Origin of the sequence: Colwellia sp. KU-HH00111 (genome assembly GCF_040362745.1) — a bacterium.
Classification (GTDB): domain Bacteria; phylum Pseudomonadota; class Gammaproteobacteria; order Enterobacterales; family Alteromonadaceae; genus Colwellia.
Window position 1 is genome coordinate 337,742 of the sequence record NZ_BAABWO010000002.1, and the last position, 17,593, is coordinate 355,334.

At 38.8% G+C, this 17,593-nt stretch carries 15 protein-coding genes; 12 read left to right on the plus strand and 3 right to left on the minus strand.

The genetic code is table 11. The features are described 5' to 3' along the window. Positions 1 to 112: 112 nt before the first annotated feature. On the minus strand, positions 113 to 2,062 hold the full coding sequence (locus tag ABXG98_RS05770; protein ID WP_353537743.1) for a BCCT family transporter: 1,950 nt from the start codon (positions 2,060 to 2,062) through the stop codon (positions 113 to 115). 210 nt (positions 2,063 to 2,272) lie between these two features. On the opposite strand from ABXG98_RS05770, the gene ABXG98_RS05775 reads away from it, so the two are divergent. From ABXG98_RS05775 to ABXG98_RS05805, 7 genes are all read left to right on the plus strand, one after another. After that, positions 2,273 to 4,927, plus strand: coding sequence for a TonB-dependent receptor (locus tag ABXG98_RS05775; RefSeq protein WP_353537744.1), 2,655 nt, complete (start codon positions 2,273 to 2,275; stop codon positions 4,925 to 4,927). A gap of 102 nt (positions 4,928 to 5,029) precedes the next feature. Then, a complete protein-coding gene (locus ABXG98_RS05780) occupies positions 5,030 to 7,024 on the plus strand; it encodes a tetratricopeptide repeat-containing sulfotransferase family protein (RefSeq protein WP_353537745.1) in 1,995 nt (664 codons plus the stop codon). Positions 7,025 to 7,279: 255 nt separating this feature from the next. After that, a complete protein-coding gene (lexA, locus tag ABXG98_RS05785; RefSeq protein WP_353537994.1) occupies positions 7,280 to 7,903 on the plus strand; it encodes a transcriptional repressor LexA in 624 nt (207 codons plus the stop codon). A gap of 648 nt (positions 7,904 to 8,551) precedes the next feature. Continuing rightward, the gene (coxB, locus tag ABXG98_RS05790) at positions 8,552 to 9,715 is read left to right on the plus strand and encodes a cytochrome c oxidase subunit II (RefSeq protein WP_353537746.1); all 1,164 of its coding nucleotides are present in this window, start codon (positions 8,552 to 8,554) and stop codon (positions 9,713 to 9,715) included. A 3-nt stretch (positions 9,716 to 9,718) separates the two neighbouring features. Beyond that, on the plus strand, positions 9,719 to 11,320 hold the full coding sequence (gene ctaD, locus ABXG98_RS05795; RefSeq protein WP_353537747.1) for a cytochrome c oxidase subunit I: 1,602 nt from the start codon (positions 9,719 to 9,721) through the stop codon (positions 11,318 to 11,320). Positions 11,321 to 11,322: 2 nt separating this feature from the next. Next, a complete protein-coding gene (locus ABXG98_RS05800; RefSeq protein ID WP_353537748.1) occupies positions 11,323 to 11,892 on the plus strand; it encodes a cytochrome c oxidase assembly protein in 570 nt (189 codons plus the stop codon). A gap of 51 nt (positions 11,893 to 11,943) precedes the next feature. Then, the gene (locus tag ABXG98_RS05805; protein WP_353537749.1) at positions 11,944 to 12,828 is read left to right on the plus strand and encodes a cytochrome c oxidase subunit 3; all 885 of its coding nucleotides are present in this window, start codon (positions 11,944 to 11,946) and stop codon (positions 12,826 to 12,828) included. A 151-nt stretch (positions 12,829 to 12,979) separates the two neighbouring features. Here ABXG98_RS05805 and ABXG98_RS05810 read toward each other — a convergent pair whose 3' ends face one another. Then, positions 12,980 to 13,207, minus strand: a complete 228-nt coding sequence (locus ABXG98_RS05810; protein ID WP_353537750.1) for a DUF2909 domain-containing protein — start codon at positions 13,205 to 13,207, stop codon at positions 12,980 to 12,982. A gap of 46 nt (positions 13,208 to 13,253) precedes the next feature. Here ABXG98_RS05810 and ABXG98_RS05815 point away from each other — a divergent pair, with 46 nt between their 5' ends. Genes ABXG98_RS05815 through ABXG98_RS05835 form a run of 5 tightly spaced genes read left to right on the plus strand, consistent with a single transcriptional unit; the run spans position 13,254 to position 17,273 of the window. Beyond that, positions 13,254 to 14,060 (plus strand): SURF1 family protein, encoded by an 807-nt coding sequence (locus tag ABXG98_RS05815; protein ID WP_353537751.1) that lies wholly within the window; start codon positions 13,254 to 13,256, stop codon positions 14,058 to 14,060. A 17-nt stretch (positions 14,061 to 14,077) separates the two neighbouring features. After that, the gene (locus ABXG98_RS05820) at positions 14,078 to 14,683 is read left to right on the plus strand and encodes a redox-active disulfide-containing membrane protein (RefSeq protein WP_353537752.1); all 606 of its coding nucleotides are present in this window, start codon (positions 14,078 to 14,080) and stop codon (positions 14,681 to 14,683) included. A gap of 1 nt (position 14,684) precedes the next feature. Next, on the plus strand, positions 14,685 to 15,704 hold the full coding sequence (locus ABXG98_RS05825; protein WP_353537753.1) for a COX15/CtaA family protein: 1,020 nt from the start codon (positions 14,685 to 14,687) through the stop codon (positions 15,702 to 15,704). A 21-nt stretch (positions 15,705 to 15,725) separates the two neighbouring features. Beyond that, positions 15,726 to 16,640 carry a heme o synthase gene (gene cyoE / locus ABXG98_RS05830; protein ID WP_353537754.1) on the plus strand — a complete coding sequence of 305 codons (915 nt, stop codon included), beginning with the start codon at positions 15,726 to 15,728 and terminating at the stop codon, positions 16,638 to 16,640. A 12-nt stretch (positions 16,641 to 16,652) separates the two neighbouring features. Continuing rightward, positions 16,653 to 17,273, plus strand: a complete 621-nt coding sequence (locus ABXG98_RS05835) for an SCO family protein (RefSeq protein WP_353537755.1) — start codon at positions 16,653 to 16,655, stop codon at positions 17,271 to 17,273. A gap of 29 nt (positions 17,274 to 17,302) precedes the next feature. On the opposite strand, the gene ABXG98_RS05840 is transcribed toward ABXG98_RS05835, so the two are convergent. Beyond that, positions 17,303 to 17,554 carry a hypothetical protein gene (locus ABXG98_RS05840; RefSeq protein WP_353537756.1) on the minus strand — a complete coding sequence of 84 codons (252 nt, stop codon included), beginning with the start codon at positions 17,552 to 17,554 and terminating at the stop codon, positions 17,303 to 17,305. Positions 17,555 to 17,593: the final 39 nt, after the last annotated feature.

Sequence of the window (17,593 nt, forward strand, 5' to 3'; positions counted from 1 at the left end):
TCGCGCAGCAGGCTTTTAACCTCTCATTTTGTTTAAACGCATTTTGGTTGGCGATTAAACACAGTTACAAAAATGCCAACTTGTTATTACTTTCAAGTTGGCATTGCATTGGTTAACGCAGTAAATGTAGAAAGTGTAAGTGTTTATGGTATTGGTCAATTATATTGTTAATTACGGCTGTTTTTGACCAGCCCATAATGTCGTAATCTTGTCCGCCTTCAACAAGGTGAACCTCAGCACGATAGTAACTTTGTTCATCGTCATCATCTTCGGTGATGAAATCTGGTTGTGAGTATTTACGAGCAAGTACACGATAAATAAATCTTTGCTCATCGCCGTGATCAACAATAAGGCTTATGCCACTGTCAGTTGAAACGTTAACATTAATTTGGTTTGCTTGTAGTTCTTTAGCAACCGAATCAAATGCAGGTACAACAGTCTGATCAATGAATTTATTAACATTGCTTTTATTTGGAAAATCAACAATGTTCTTTAATCTAGTTTGCCAACTGTCGTTATTGTCATTAGCAGAATGGGGGATAGCAGTTATCAGTTGGCTTTCTTGTTTAAATGCTTCAACTTTTAGCGCTTTTATCAAGCCAATAATAGCAAGTAACAAGACAATAGCAAAAGGTAAGGCACTTGCTATGGTCATAGTTTGTAGTGCATTTAAACCGCCAGCTAACAACAATATTGCAGCAACCACCCCAATGCCCACAGCCCAATAAATACGTTGCCATAATGGCGTGTTATTACTGCCGTGTGAACAAAGCATATCAACCACCATTGCGCCAGAGTCACATGAGGTAACAAAGAAGATCACGATCATTAGCACACTAAAAAATGAGAGTACTGAGGTCAGTGGAAAGTTTTCAAGAAATACAAATAGCGCAACAGAAGAGTCTTGACTGACCATTTCGCCTAACTCAACAACTCCTTGGCTGTATACTAAATCAATAGCACTATTGCCAAAAATAGTCATCCACAACAAAGTAAATAAGGTGGGAATTAACATCACACCTAAAATGAACTCTCTAATACTGCGTCCACGAGAAATTCTAGCTATAAATAAACCCACAAAAGGAGCCCAGGCAAGCCACCATCCCCAGTAAAATATTGTCCAACCACCTATCCAATCTGTTTTTTTATAGGCAAATAAATTAAAGGTGTTGTGTATTATATCGGCTAAGTAATCACCCATGTTTTGTAAATAAGCCTGCAATAAAAAAACGGTCGGCCCTAGCACAAAAATTAAAGCTAATAATATTACCGCCAAAATCATATTAGCTTCAGATAATCTTTTGATGCCTTTATCTAAACCTGTGGCAACAGACACCACGGCGAGCGTAGTGATACCAGACATTATTATTATTTGGTTGGTGGTGGAAGTGTCTATGCCAAACAAGTAACCAAAACCAGCATTAACCTGTGAAGCTCCTAAACCAAGTGAAGTTGCAACCCCAAACACAGTACTAACCACGGCAAATACATCAACCAAATGCCCAGGCCATTGGTAAATCTTCTCTCCAATTAATGGGTATAACGCAGAACGTAATGTTAAGGGTAAGTTGTGTCGATAACTAAAGTAAGCGAGTACTAAGGCAACAATGGCATAAATAGCCCAAGCATGCAGACCCCAGTGGAAAAAAGTCATTTTCATTGCTTCTTGAGCGGCAGCAACAGTGCCAGTTGCCGCTGTAGGTGGTGATAAGTAATGCATTAGTGGCTCTGCGACCCCGAAAAACATCAAACCAATTCCCATACCCGCAGCGAACAACATCGAAAGCCAAGTCAGTAACGAGTAATCGGGTTTGGCGTGATCAGGACCCAACCGTATTTCGCCATAACGAGAAAAACCTAAGAAAATTACAAAAAAGAAAATAAATGCCACAGTTAGTACATAAAACCAACTGCCATTATCAACGATACTTGCTTGGATAAGGTTGAATATGCTCTGTGCTTGTTTAGGTAATGCAACGGTATAAAGCAAAAGAGCGATAATTATTGACGAGGAACCAACAAAGACCTTTTTATTTAATTGACTTTTTATGGGTAAAGACAAGCCACTCTCCAGAATATAGTTTGTATTGAGATTATATCCACATAAACCATTATGTAAACTACTAGACTAACAATGGTAACTTTACGATATGAATATAAATGCTCAATCTTTTGTAAAATCACACTTTAATTGCTAACCTATAATACATAATGATTAGAGTACTAATAATATCAGCTCGAAACATAATTCAAAAATCAAGAGGTCGTTAACATGAAACTCACCAAGCTGCATTATGCTGTCTTAACAGCACTAGCTGCATCAAGCTCTCTCTATGCTGAGGAAGCGATAAAAAAACAAAATGCAAAAATTGAAGTTATTGAAGTCACTGCTACTAAACGTGCTGAATCTATACAAGAAGTTCCTGTTACTGTTACCGCTATCACTGGTGATAGTTTAGAAAAGCTCGGCGTTGCAAACTTTGATGAGTATGTCGAATTTTTGCCTAGCGTTTCTTTTCAGGGAACTGGTCCAGGACAAAATGAAATAATAATGCGCGGTGCTGCAACCAATCAAACCAATATCTCTGTTTCATCGGTACAAGCCTTACAACCATCGGTTGCTTTTTACTTGGATGAGCAACCCGTGTCGATGCAAGGCCGTAATTTAGATGTTTATGCGACTGACGTAGAACGTGTTGAGGTGCTGCCTGGCCCACAAGGCACGCTTTTTGGTGCTAGTTCTCAATCGGGTACTGTGCGTTTAATTACCAACAAACCAAATCATGATGGTTTCTCTGCTGGTTTTGATATGAGTACAAGTTCAACAAAGGGTGGCGATATGAGCAACTCTGTTGAAGCTTATTTTAATATGTCGTTAAGTGATTCGCTTGCTGTTCGCGTGGCGGCTTATAATGATCATGCCGGTGGTTGGATTGATAATATTCTCAATGTCCCTGGTGAAGGTGGTTATACTGGTAGTGCTGTTGTTGTCGATAGAATTTCTGCTGGTTGGGGTAAACTAGCCAATCCTGAAACTACCCCAATTGTGTCGCCCAAAAATGATCATTTAGTTGAAGAAAATTTTAATACTGCTAATTATGCCGGTGCTCGTTTTGGTTTATCTTATTTAATTAATGATGAATGGGAGCTGTTAGTTCAGCACACCCAACAATCGCTCGATACTGAAGGGGTATTTGCTTATGACCCTAACCTTGAGGGAGAGGAATCAACCAATCGCTTTCAACCAGAAAATAACAATGATGACTTTGGTTTAACCACCTGGACATTAGAAGGTCGCCTGGAGCAGCTTGATATTGTTTATACTGGTGGCTACTTAGATAGAGACATTAACTCAACTATTGATTACACGGGTTATACCAATGGCGGCTTATTTGCTACCTACTATCTTTGTAATTATGCGGCGGCAGCTGAAGTTCAAGAGTGTCTTGATCCAACAAAATTTTATAAAGAAGATACCGGCGCATCTCGTGTCACTCATGAGTTACGCGCAAACACCTCTGTTGATAATCGCTGGCGTGTGACAGCCGGTGTTTTTTATGACTCGCAAGAACTATCAACCGTTGGTCAGTTTAAAATAGCTAATACTGATCTTTATCCTGACTTAAAGCGAACACTGCCAGGTGATGAAGGAATTAACAGTAATGGCGGGCCATTTCCTGCTGAAGTAAGTTTTGTTAATGATGTTACTCATACTATAGATCAAATAGCGGTATTTGGTCAGTTCGAGTTTGATTTAACTGACACAGTCACCGCAAGTTTTGGTGCCCGTTGGTATCAAATTGATGACATTTATAAAGGCTCAACATCAACAGTAGATGTCAGTGGGCGATTACGTGCTTTTGGTGATGGTAGTGATGCTGCGTTAAGTGAATTTTTTGGTGCCGATGAAGCGGCTGCAATACAAGCAGCGCTTGCCAGTGGTCAGTTAGAAACCAGCTTACTTGATGATAATGGTGAACTAACGGTAGATGATACCATTATTAAGGTTGGGCTTGATTGGAAAGTATCAGATGAAGTGATGGTATATACTTCTTACTCAGAAGGGTTTAGACCACCGGTCACTAACCGTGTTGGTGGTGGTTCAGCAACGTCTCAAGAAGGCGCTTTTGAAGGTTTCCGCATACCAGTTTATTCAACCACGGATAGTTTAGATAATATTGAGTTAGGAATTAAATCTAGCTTATTTGAACAAACGCTTCGTTTGAATGCAACGGCCTATTATTCAGAAATAGCTGACTTACAAACCTCACGATTTGACCCAACCAATATTAGTTTCTTAGTATTTACCGATAATGTAGGTAATGCAGAAATTAGGGGGGTTGATGGTGACTTTACTTGGGTTGCAACTGACAATTTAGTGATATCGGGCGCGTTTAGTTGGATTGATACTGAGTTAACCTCAGTCAATGACGAACTTGTCGGCATAGCACCGCCAGTTGGTAGTCGATTACCGTTTACAGCAGAGTTCTCCGGAAATCTACAAGCCAATTACTATTACCATATAAAAGGTGATATGTCTGGCTATATTAACGGCTCAATTAGTTATACTGGCGATAGATTAACGGGTATGACCATGAATGCCAATGTGGTAGAAGATGCGAGTCATTTAATCTATGGTACAGGCTCAGGCTTAAGTATTGAAAATGAAGCGAGTGTTTATTCTGGGGTTAATTACCAAGACCGTAATGGACAAACCTTTAAAGGCGGCCGTTATGTGGCAGATAGTTACATTTTGGCTAATCTGAGTTTTGGTGTAACAAACGACGAATGGAAAGCAGAATTCTTCATTGATAATTTAACCGATGAAAGTGCCATTTTAAATATAGATACTCAACAGTTTACGCCAAAAGTGGTAAGTAATAGACCACGAACCGTTGGTTTTAGGTTCTCTTATGATTTTTATTAAGTTATAGCGAACATTTACCTGTAAAACTAGCCGCTTGTTATTTGTATCAAGCGGCTTTTTATTGATAAATACTTTATAATAATTCACCACGGAGCCAAGTCGTTGGAGATATCATCCTTGCCTGCTATAGAACAACAATTAAAGTCGATTCAACAGCTGATTCAAGCAACAAAATTTAATGATGCTATTGAACAAAGTCAGTTGCTTTTGGCACAAACAACAGAAAAAAAACAGCACATTGAACTCTGGTATTTAATTGCCGTAGCGCAGCGTTATGCTAAAGATCATGCTGCAGCTTTAATTAGTATTAATGAATTATTGAAACTTGATGAGCAACATAGCCGAGCTAATCAAGAAAAAGGTTATATTCACCTAGCATTAAATCAAACAGTTCCAGCCAAAGCAGCCTTCGAAAACGCGGTAAAACTCAATCCAAGTTTAATGGCTAGTTGGCAACAGCTAATTGAAATTTATCAAAAAACCAATCAAACAAGCCATGTGCAACAGGCTGCAAATCAATTAGCAAAATTAAAGCAACTACCGCCCGCTTTGCTCGGCGTTACTCAATTGATGCATGAAGGAAAACTATTAAAAGCGGAACAAATTTGTCGACACTTTTTACAAAATAATAAGCGGCATATTGAAGGCATGTGCTTACTCGCTGAAATAGGCATGGAATTAAAAATTTATGATGATGCCGAGTTTTTATTGGCTACTGCACTTGAACTAGATCCAAACCATATTACTGCTCGTTCTCAATACCTTAACCTGTTAATCCGTTTAGGAAAATACAAACTAGCTGCTAGTCAAGTAGAAAGTCTGTTGGCTGAACAACCTAACAATTTAAGTTTCAAAGTTGCTAAAGCTAATGTATTGACAGGTTTAGGGAAAGTTGAACAAGCTATCAGGATATATGAGCAAGTCATTGCACAAGACCATGCTATTGCTGGCTTTCACTTACAGCTTGGGCATGCACTAAAGGCAAAAGGAGATATTAAGCGAGCTGTTTCGGCTTACCAACAAGCATATCAATTAAAGCCAGATTATGGCGATGCATATTGGAGCTTAGCTAACACAAAAACCTATCGTTTTAGTGATGAAGAAATTAAGCAAATGCAACTACAGCAAGAAAATAAAGCATTAGCATCGCTTGATAGTATTCAGCTCTATTTCGCGACAGGCAAAGCTTTTGAAGATAAGCAAGAATACGCAAAAGCTTTCAAAGCTTATCAGCAAGGAAACGCTATACAGCATAAGCAAAGCGGCTTTGATATCGGTAAAATTGAACAACAAGTCGCCGCCCAAATGAAATACTGTACACATGAGTTATTTAATCAAAGAGGGCATTTAGGTTTGAGCGCACCTGATCCTATTTTTATCGTTGGCCTACCACGAGCAGGATCTACTTTACTTGAACAGATATTAGCATCTCATAGCCAAGTTGATGGCACGATGGAGCTGCATAATATTCTAGGTTTAGCGGCAAGATTGAGTGGCAGAAACCAAAATAGTGTCGAAAACCAATACCCAAAAAATTTAGCTGAAATAACTCCTGATTATTTTAGTCGATTTGGTCAGCAGTTTATTGACGAGACAAAAGTATATCGAGAAGCAGCGCCGTATTTTATTGATAAAATGCCCAACAATTTTCTACATATTGGTTTGATTCGCTTAATACTACCTAACGCAAAAGTGATAGACGCACGTAGATCACCTATGGCCTGTTGTTTTAGTGGCTTTAAGCAACTATTCGCTGAAGGGCAAGACTTTAGCTATAACCTAGAAGATATTGGTCGTTACTATCAAGCTTATTTAAAATTAATGGCACACTGGGATAATGTACTGCCTGGATCCGTATTGACGGTTAATCATGAAGACGTAGTGGATGATTTAGACACACAAGTTCGCAGAATGCTAGACTTTTGTGGCCTTGAATTTGAACAGTCCTGTCTAGATTTTCATAAAACCAAACGTAATATTAAAACCCCAAGTTCCGAACAAGTACGCCAGCCTATATATAAAAGTGCCACGCAACAATGGCAGAACTTTGAGCAATTCTTAACGCCATTAAAAGCTGTGCTTGGCACCACCAAATAAAAGTTCTGGAAAACATGATTGAAATACACCTAGTTTAATAATATCAGCATTCAAAGTGAACACCTGAAGGATGGGGGCTATTTTTGTATAAATATCGCTGTAAAGTCATGTGATTTTGCCCGTTATTGAGAGCGAAAATCATAATATTATCAGCAAAAGCTTGTGTTTGTAATTTGACTGTATATACTGACAGTTGTAAATAAATACAGGACTTTTCCTAGAATGGAAAAGTAGAAAGGAAAGCTTATGTCTGCAATGAATGAACTAAAACCATTAACAAATCGCCAGCAACAGATCTTTGATCTGATTAAAGAGAATATTCAAGAAACAGGTATGCCACCTACGCGTGCCGAAATTGCAGATTTTTTTGGCTTTAAATCAGCGAATGCTGCCGAAGAGCATTTAAAAGCATTAGCCAAAAAAGGCTATATTGAAATGCTAGCGGGTACCTCTCGGGGTATACGTTTAGCGGAACAATTTATCGAAGAAGCTGGCTTACCGTTAATTGGCCGAGTAGCCGCAGGCGAGCCCATCTTGGCAGAAGAACATGTTGAAGAACATTACCAAATGGATGGCAATTTGTTTCATCCTTGTGCTAACTATTTACTGCGCGTAAATGGTGAAAGCATGAAAGATATTGGTATTTTAGATGGCGATTTACTTGCTGTTCATCAAACTACTGATATACAAAACGGACAAGTCATTGTTGCCAGAGTAGAAAATGATGTCACGGTAAAGCGATTTAAACGAGAGGGTAATATTGTTTATTTACATGCAGAAAATGAGGCTTTCTCGCCAATTAAAGTCGATCTTTCTTGTCAAGAGTTTAATATTGAAGGTCTTGCTGTTGGTGTTATTCGCAACGGTAACTGGATGTAATTAGCTGGGTAAACGGCTAAAAAGAATAATTGCAATATAGCTAAATAGCTAATTCAAACAATAATTGACGCTCATCATGGCGGCAATTATTGTTTGCTCATTTTTACTCTGTGCTGATTGCCAATATCATCATAACGAAAAAATTCAAATACCTACCATAAAATGACAAAAGTCACTAACGCTTAGAAACCTGCAAAAAAAACAAATATTTCTCATATTAATGTTTAACATAACAATAGCCTATACCTGCAAGGGGTTGGGCTTATAGTTAGAGTTGTTACTCTATTGAAATTGTTGCTTTTTCTCTATTTAACCCTGAAAAATTGTTTGACCTGGATCAAGTTTTGAGTAATTCTAAAGCAGTAATTGTACAAAAAATAACGAAAAAAACGCAATAACAACAATAATACGATAATTCGCTAATTTGATAAATATAGACATCACTTGCTCAATGTTTTGTAAGGTATTGGCAATTATCGTCAGTTAATTTAATAAAAATATAATAACAAAATTAGCAGATAATCAGTTCAATGATGTGAGTAGTACATTGCTGCTTTCTGTTTTCTATTTTTTATGGCCTATGCATAATAACAAGAGATGCTGTTCCTGCTCTTTAGTGTGACTAGGCAATGATAGAGGAGAGGTTGAGTGAATAGAGGTAATCAATGTTGGTTGATGGGAGCTTGGCTGTTATTAACAAGTTTGTTTTCCAGTTCAGCTTGGGCAGAGACACAGTTAAATTTAACCAAAGGGGTAACAGCAGTTAGTCGAGAGGTATATGACTTACATATGCTGGTGCTCTATATTTGCACTGCTATCGGCATAGTCGTTTTTGGCGCGATGTTTTGGTCAATGATATTCCACCGAAAATCTAAAGGGGCAAAAGCCGCTGATTTTCACGAGAGTACAAAAGTAGAAATATTGTGGACGGCGATTCCTATTGTCATTCTGATTGCCATGGCAGTACCTGCAACTAGTACCTTAATAAGCATGGAAGATAATGATAATTCTGAGGTAACCATCCAAATTACCGGCTCGCAATGGAAATGGCATTACAAATATTTTGATCAAGATATTGAATACTATTCTGTATTGTCGACACCGCGAGAACAATATGAAAACCAAAATGGCAGTTTTGCTGGTAATGGTGCCGAAAAGAGCGAAGACTACTTACTAGAAGTTGATAGACCTTTAGTGATACCTGCGAATAAAAAAGTTCGTTTTTTAATCACTTCCGATGATGTTATTCACTCTTGGTGGGTTCCTGCTTTTGCAGTTAAACAAGATGCCAACCCTGGCTTTATCAATGAAGCGTGGACCAATGTTGACCTACCTGGTATTTATCGAGGTCAATGTGCTGAACTGTGCGGTAAAGATCATGGCTTCATGCCTATTGTTGTTGAAGTTAAGTCTGCAGCAGATTATGACACTTGGATAAATGAGCAAAATGCATTAACAGCACAAGCAGCTGATGCCGAATTGGCCTCATTAAGTGCCTCTATGAGCAAAGACGAGTTAATGCAATTAGGTGAGTCAACCTATATGGCGCATTGTGCCGCTTGTCATCAACCCACAGGCTTAGGTTTACCACCGACATTCCCCGCACTTAAAGGTAGCGCTGTTGCCGTACAAGGCTCAGTTGCAGACCATATTTCTCTGGTGCTGAACGGAAAAGGCATGATGCCTCCATTTGGTAAGCAATTAAGTTTAAAAGAAATCGCAGCAGTTGTAACGTATGAACGAAACGCTTGGGGTAACGATACCGGCGATTTAGTGCAAAGTTCAGATGTAAAAGCAGCAGGCGAGGAGTAAAAAATGACAACAGAAACAATAAATGAATCGCTTGATGACACGCATAACGATGATCATCATGACCATAAAATGACCGGAATAAAACGTTGGCTATACACCACTAACCATAAAGATATAGGAACACTTTATTTGTGGTTCTCTTTTATTATGCTCTTAACGGGCGGCGCACTTGCAATGGTTATTCGTGCTGAGTTATTTCAGCCCGGTTTACAAATTGTTGAACCTGACTTTTTTAATCAGTTAACCACGGTTCATGGCCTAATTATGGTATTTGGTGCCATCATGCCAGCATTTACAGGTTTTGCTAACTGGATGATCCCCATGATGATTGGTGCACCAGATATGGCATTACCAAGGATGAATAACTGGAGCTTTTGGATTTTACCATTTGCCTTTGCTATTTTGCTGTCTTCTTTCTTTATGGAAAGCGGCGCGCCAAATTTTGGTTGGACCTTTTATGCGCCACTATCGACTACTTATTCTAATGGCAGCACGGCATTTTTTGTTTTTGCTGTTCATATTATGGGTGTTTCGTCTATTATGGGCGCGATTAATATTGTCGTAACTATTATGAACTTACGCGCTCCTGGCATGACATACATGAAAATGCCTTTGTTTGTTTGGACCTTTTTTATTACCGCCTACTTATTGATAGCGGTAATGCCAGTGTTAGCCGGCGTGGTAACTATGTTGTTAACAGACACATACTTTGGCACTAGCTTCTTTGATGCTGCAGGTGGTGGCGACCCGGTCATGTTCCAGCATATCTTTTGGTTCTTTGGTCATCCTGAAGTTTACATCATGATTTTGCCCGCCTTTGGTATTGTTTCAACCATCATCCCAGCATTTGCACGGAAAAAACTCTTTGGCTATAGCTCGATGGTTTATGCAACAGCGTCTATCGCGTTATTGTCATTTATTGTCTGGGCCCATCATATGTTTACCACGGGAATGCCGTTATTTGGTGAGTTATTTTTCATGTATTGCACCATGTTAATAGCTGTGCCAACAGGCGTTAAGGTATTTAACTGGGTTGCTACTATGTGGCGCGGCTCTATGACCTTTGAAGTGCCAATGCTGTTTTCCATTGCCTTTGTTATATTATTTACCATTGGTGGATTTTCAGGATTGATGTTAGCGATGACACCGGTAGATTTTCAATACCATGATACTTACTTTGTTGTTGCTCACTTTCATTACGTGTTAGTAACGGGCTCTTTATTTTCAATCTATGCAGGTGCTTACTACTGGTTACCAAAATGGACAGGGAATATGTTTAACGAGTCGTTAGCTAAATGGCATTTTTGGTGTTCATTAATCTCAGTGAACCTGTTGTTCTTCCCAATGCATTTCTTAGGGTTAGCAGGTATGCCAAGACGTATTCCTGACTATGCCCTGCAATTCGCTGATTTTAACAAATGGGTGAGTATTGGCGGTTTTGCCTTTGGTTTATCACAACTTATTTTCTTAGCGGTTGTGATCAAATGTATTAAAGGTGGCGAGAAAGCACCAGCGAAACCATGGGATGGAGCAGAAGGGTTAGAGTGGACTGTACCAAGCCCTGCGCCATACCATACCTTTAGCACACCACCAAAGGTTGATTAATCATGGATAAAGGCACGGTTCAACAAACCGACCAACAAATAAATAAAGCCAGTAACAGCAAAGTCATTAAAAAACTTGTATTAGTGGTTTTTGCGATGTTTGGTTTTGGGTTTGCACTTGTGCCTTTATATGATGTTTTTTGTGATATTACCGGTTTGAATGGCAAGACCAATGATGTTGCTGTTACTTATGCTGATAATGGTATTGATAGCTCGCGTACAGTAAAAGTGCAGTTTATTACTCGTACAGCACAAGGCATTCCTTGGAAGTTTGAACCTGTTATCAATGAAATATCGGTTCACCCCGGTGAAATGAAATTTGTTAATTTTTACGCTAAAAATAACGCTCAGCGCGAAATTATTGGTCAAGCTGTTCCGTCAGTTTCACCAGGATTAGCTGCTGGATATTTTCAAAAAATTGAATGTTTTTGCTTTACTCAGCAGCCGTTAATGCCTGGTGAAGAAGTTGAAATGGGGTTGCAGTTTTATGTTGATCTTGAGTTACCTTCAGAGATTACAACGCTGACATTATCTTACACCTTGTATGACATCACCGACAAAAATGATGCTTAATAGGCGTGTGGTTTTACCCTTTAACATTCAAAAGAAAAAGAGGGAACAAAAATGACAACAAAAGAATATGAAAGCTATTATGTGCCAGCGCAAAGTCACTGGCCTATTGTGGGTGCAATTGCCTTATTTTTGATTGCCATAGGTGCAGCCAATTATGTAACAGAAATCAAAAACCAGACTAGCGGTTTTGGTGGCTATATATTACTTGCCGGCATTGCGTTAGTAATATTTATGGTCGTGGGTTGGTTTAGTAATGTGATTAATGAATCAATGGCAGGAAAGTATAGCCATCAAATGGATAATTCATTTCGACAAGGAATGAGTTGGTTTATTTTTTCAGAAGTGATGTTTTTTGCCGCATTTTTTGGTGCCTTGCTCTACGCCAGAACGTTTTCAGTGCCGTGGTTAGGAGGAGCAGGTAATAATGCCATGACAGGGGCAGTGCTGTGGCCCGAATTTACTGCTGTTTGGCCTCTAATTAAAACCCCTGATGGTACCCAAACCACTGGCATGGGTTGGTATGGTTTGCCTTTGCTTAATACCATTTTGCTTTTAACGTCATCAATTACCGCGCATTTTGCTCATGTCGCTTTAGAACAAAATAAGCGACCACAATTAAAAATATGGCTAGCAATAACTATAGTTTTAGGTATGGCATTTATGGGCTTTCAAGTACTAGAGTATGCCCATGGCTATTCTGAAGAAATGCAGCTGTACTTAACTAGTGGCATATACGGCAATACGTTTTATATGTTAACAGGGTTTCATGGCATGCATGTCACCCTAGGTTGCATTATGCTAATTGTGATGTTCTTTAGAGTATTGAAGGGGCACTTTACCCCAGACAATCATTTCGCTTTTCAAGCGGCCAGTTGGTATTGGCATTTTGTCGATGTGGTTTGGGTATTGTTGTTTGTCTTCGTCTACATCTTGTGATGTTAAATACGTTGCTAAATCCGTGATAACTGCATTGAAGGTACTCATTGACTGGCGTCAATTCAGTACCTTAGCTTTGTGCTAACGCATTTATCTTAGCATTGCACCAACAGAAAGATTACCTATCTCATGACTCTCAAGAGGTTAATAATTAATAAGGTCGAGGATTTGGGGTTATCAAGCCAGTGAGCAAACCTATTACTAGTATGATAACAATAGCAACAGAGAGCATTAACCTACGTCCGATGAATTTGGTCATAGATGTTTGATCAGTTGCATTTATTTTATCTTTCGGCTTTTTATTCATAATAAGCAAGGCGCGAAACAGGTTGTAAATCATAAACAAAAGTAAGGTGATAATAACAATTTTAAATAACATACGAGCATATCCTCTGTGATAAATAGTGTTAAGGATTTTTATTTTAATGCCAAGTAGTAACGCTTCAACTATGGAAGAAAAACAACCTAGTAACGCCAATAAACTTAATCTTTTGTGGCTGGTGTTTACTGTGCTTGTTTTTTCGGCACTAGTAAAGCTTGGTTTATGGCAATCGGACAGAGCGTTGGAAAAAGAACTACGTCTAGCCAAAATAGAACAACTCAATAGCCAAAATCCGATTTCTCTAGCCCGCTTGGTGAAATTAATTAGTCACAGTCAATCCATTGATGAGGTCAATGATTATCCTGTTATCCTTAAAGGTCAATTTAATAAAAAACAAGTATTTCTATTAGATAACCAAACCAATAAAGGGCGTTTAGGATACCGCGTATATCAAGTAGCAACTACCGCTAAATATGCGGTTTTAATTAATCTTGGTTGGGTTAATGGCTCAATTAATAGAGATGAGTTGCCTGATGTTAAAGCGTTGGATGGCTGGCACCAATTCCAAGGAAATGTCCGTTTTATTGAAGCAGGTATTATGCTGGAATCGCAAGTGTTTAGTGATAATACGTGGCCATTAAGAGTACAGCAAATCGAGCTAGATAAATTTTCATCAATTATCAATAAACAGCTGTTGCCCTTCGTTGTTTATGTAGATAAAAATGAAAGCATTGGTTTTGAAAAAAATTGGCAACCCATAGTGATGTCACCACAAAAGCATCGCGGTTATGCGTTTCAATGGTTTAGCTTGGCTTTAGCATGGATATTGTTAATGATCTGGGCAAAATTTGGTTCAGATATAAAAAAAGTTATGACGAAAAAAAATAAAAAAGATAACAAATTAAGATAATTTAAAGGCTAGTTGGTATGAATGTAGTAACAGAAAAACCCCCTATTACTCACAATGAGGATGGAAAAAATAAGATTCAGCAAAAAAACCGAAGAAGCTTCTTATTGATGTTGGCGGTATTTGCTTTACCAATTGTCTTGGCTAAGTTTGCCTTAGAAGGAGAGTGGCTTGCTACAGGCGTTACTAATAACGGCGCATTATTATCGCAAGAATTAACAATAGCGCAATTAGGTCTTGATAAAGCGGCCTATGATAAACAATGGTTAATTATCTACAACATACCACAACAATGCGATATTGGTTGTCAAAAAACACTGACAACGGTGCATAATACTTATGTCGCTTTAGGTAAAGAAATGCCGAGAGTTACGCCACTTGCCTTGTATCAAAATGAGCTTGCAAATGAACATCTTCAACAGCTATCTAAAAGTCAGTGGCAACTTACCACTATGCCTTCTCAAGCCGAGCGATATCTTGACTCCCAGAACATATTTATTAGTGATCCATTAGGTAATGTCTTTATGAGTCATCAAATCCCTAATAATGCCAAGCAACTGCCTCAGTTTGGTAAGCAAATCCTTGCTGACATGAAAAAACTGCTTAAATATTCCAAGGTGGGCTAACATGAGTGAACCAATGCTATCTGCACCGCATAACCTGATTAAAAAACTAGTTTTTGTCAGTATACTTTTAGCTATAGTGGTTGTGGTATTAGGCGCCTATACGCGTTTAACCCATGCAGGTTTAGGCTGTCCTGATTGGCCAACATGCTACGGATTACTCGATGTACCTGAAACAAAAGAACAAATAGCAAAAGCTGAGTTAGCTTACCCTGAGCGTAAAGTTGAGCCTGAAAAAGCATGGAATGAAATGATTCATCGATACTTTGCCGGCACCTTAGGTTTACTGATTTTAGTTATTACCTTTTTGTCTTATAAAAATCGCTCACAAGGTACACCCTTAGGTTTACCTTGCTTTATCTTAGCGGTTGTTATTTTTCAAGCCGCTTTGGGCATGTGGACAGTAACAATGAAACTGATGCCTATTGTCGTTATGGGGCATTTGTTGGGAGGTTTTACCACGCTTTGCTTATTATTTTTGTTGTATTTGCGTTTATCGCGGCATCGCGTTCCTTACAGTGATTTTGCGGTCAAAAAATACAGTCGATATGCGCTATTAGGTATTATTATTTTAACGGGTCAAATAGCCTTAGGAGGTTGGACATCGTCTAATTATGCCGCGCTAAGCTGTGTGGAGCTGCCGATCTGCCAGGCTGGCTGGCAATCGCAATTAAACTTTGAAAACTCGTTTGATTTGATTCCCCCTGCAAAAGACAGTTATGAATTTGGTCATTTAAACCATGATGAACGCGTGACTATCCATGTTATGCATCGTTTTGGTGCTGTTGTCACAACGGTATATTTGGCTTGGCTTATTTTAATGGTGTTTTTCAAAGCGCAAACAAGCACTTTTAAATCTTTAGCATTAATTGTTGGTGTTGCTCTTGTTGCTCAAGTGGCATTAGGAATAAGTAACATTTGGTTTTCATTGCCGTTATCTGTAGCTGTTGCTCACAACATTGTCGCAGGGTGTTTGATGCTGACTCTCATTGCCTTGACTTATCGTTTACGTCGTACAATATAAAGTATTAATACAGGAATAATTATGTCTGATGAAATGATTGAAGAAATAAAGATGGTGCCTATTATAACGCCAAAATGGCGTGCTTATTATGATATAACTAAGCCACGAGTCGTTGCGCTATTAGTATTAACGGCTGTTGTCGGGATGAGCTTATCGGTGCCAGGAGGATTACCTTGGCAACTGTTTATTCCTGCAATGCTAGGGATTGGATTATTATCATCAGCGGCAGCGGCCATAAACCATATTGTCGATGAGAAAATTGATGCCATAATGGGACGTACTCATAGTCGTCCACTGCCTGAAGGGCGAATTACTGCCAATGCAGCCATAGTGTTTGCCGCTAGTTTGGCTATTGTTGGCTTTATTATGCTTTATGCCTTAGTTAACCCGTTAACGGCTTATTTAACCTTGGCTGGTTTAGTTGGTTATAGTTTTGTTTACACCATGTATTTAAAGCGGGCTACACCACAAAATATTACCATTGGCGGCTTGGCTGGCGCTATCCCGCCATTACTCGGTTGGACGGCAATGACCAATGATATACATCCGCATGCCTTATTGTTGGTGTTATTAATTTTTACTTGGACACCACCACATTTTTGGGCGCTAGCGATCCATCGAAAAAATGACTATGCCAAGGTAAATATACCCATGCTACCTGTGACTCACGGGGTTAATTTCACTAAAACACAAATACTGTTGTATACCGTGTTGTTATTTGTTGTAGGTTTACTGCCTTATTTGGTTGGCATGAGTAATTGGTTGTATTTAGTAGGGGCTGTGGTGCTAAATTTAGTGTTTTTTGCTTATGCATGGAAGTTAAAGTTTAATGCAGATGAGAACACCGCGATAGACACCTTTAAATTTTCAATTATTCACTTAATGTTGTTGTTTATTATTCTGTTACTTGATCACTACATACTACCAGTAGGTTAAAATAGCTCTCTTATGAAACATACGTATATTTATGTCATTGGCTTTATCGCAGCTATACTCGGGGCGTGGTTTTTTCAAAAGGCAACTCAATTACCGCAGCCAGAACATGCGCTCTATTATCAACATGCAAGAGATATAAAGCCCTTTGAATTGATTGATCATAATGGTGACCCGTTTACCAAAGCAAAGCTAAAAGGTAAATGGTCGCTAGTATTTTTTGGCTATACTTCTTGTCCTGATGTCTGTCCAACTACCTTGCAAAATTTAGGTTATATCTACGATGAATTAAAAGTGGCTGCGCACAATAGTCAAATACTGTTGGTAAGTGTTGATCCCCAGCGTGATACCCAAGAAAAATTAAGCCAATATATTGCTTATTTTAATGCTGAATTTATCGCATTAAGGGCAGGTCATGATGTGCTTTTCCCTTTTGCTCGGAACTTAGGGTTGATGTACGCCATCAGCGGAGAAGGAGAAGGGTACTTGGTGGATCACAGTGCGTCATTAGTGTTGATCAACCCCGAAGGAAAAATCGCTGCTATCTTTAAACCCGAACAAGAAGTTGGAAAAGTAGTGAGTATTGATAGTGATAAGCTGCTGAGCGATTATCAAAAGATAGTCGCTTTGTATTAAAAGCAACACATTTAGCAAGTTAAAACAAACTAGTCTTTATCTGGCTTCAAATTAGGAATACTGGTGTCAGCCATAGATTTTAATACCATGCCAATAGCGAAACTAATAAAGGTAATAGAACCCATCGCCGCTTTATATACTTCAGTCACGTCATCAATATAAATCAGGGTGATTATCACACCCATAACGGCGCAGGCAAAGCATAGGTTGGCAATAACGGTAGTGATTTTTTGCCACAAATGTTTCGGGTGGTGTTTAACTTCTATTTCTGTTGATGGCATGATTGGGTCGCCTAATTAAATATAATGAATATTGTACTA

Coding starts and splice junctions, on each gene's coding strand:
- ABXG98_RS05810 (WP_353537750.1), bottom strand. CDS start 13,207: ATGTTATTTAAAATTGTTATTATCACCTTACTTTTGTTTATGATTTAC.
- ABXG98_RS05800 (WP_353537748.1), top strand. CDS start 11,323: ATGGATAAAGGCACGGTTCAACAAACCGACCAACAAATAAATAAAGCC.
- ABXG98_RS05805 (WP_353537749.1), top strand. CDS start 11,944: ATGACAACAAAAGAATATGAAAGCTATTATGTGCCAGCGCAAAGTCAC.
- ABXG98_RS05820 (WP_353537752.1), top strand. CDS start 14,078: ATGAATGTAGTAACAGAAAAACCCCCTATTACTCACAATGAGGATGGA.
- cyoE (WP_353537754.1), top strand. CDS start 15,726: ATGTCTGATGAAATGATTGAAGAAATAAAGATGGTGCCTATTATAACG.
- ABXG98_RS05840 (WP_353537756.1), bottom strand. CDS start 17,554: ATGCCATCAACAGAAATAGAAGTTAAACACCACCCGAAACATTTGTGG.
- ctaD (WP_353537747.1), top strand. CDS start 9,719: ATGACAACAGAAACAATAAATGAATCGCTTGATGACACGCATAACGAT.
- ABXG98_RS05815 (WP_353537751.1), top strand. CDS start 13,254: ATGCCAAGTAGTAACGCTTCAACTATGGAAGAAAAACAACCTAGTAAC.
- ABXG98_RS05775 (WP_353537744.1), top strand. CDS start 2,273: ATGAAACTCACCAAGCTGCATTATGCTGTCTTAACAGCACTAGCTGCA.
- lexA (WP_353537994.1), top strand. CDS start 7,280: ATGAATGAACTAAAACCATTAACAAATCGCCAGCAACAGATCTTTGAT.
- ABXG98_RS05825 (WP_353537753.1), top strand. CDS start 14,685: ATGAGTGAACCAATGCTATCTGCACCGCATAACCTGATTAAAAAACTA.
- ABXG98_RS05835 (WP_353537755.1), top strand. CDS start 16,653: ATGAAACATACGTATATTTATGTCATTGGCTTTATCGCAGCTATACTC.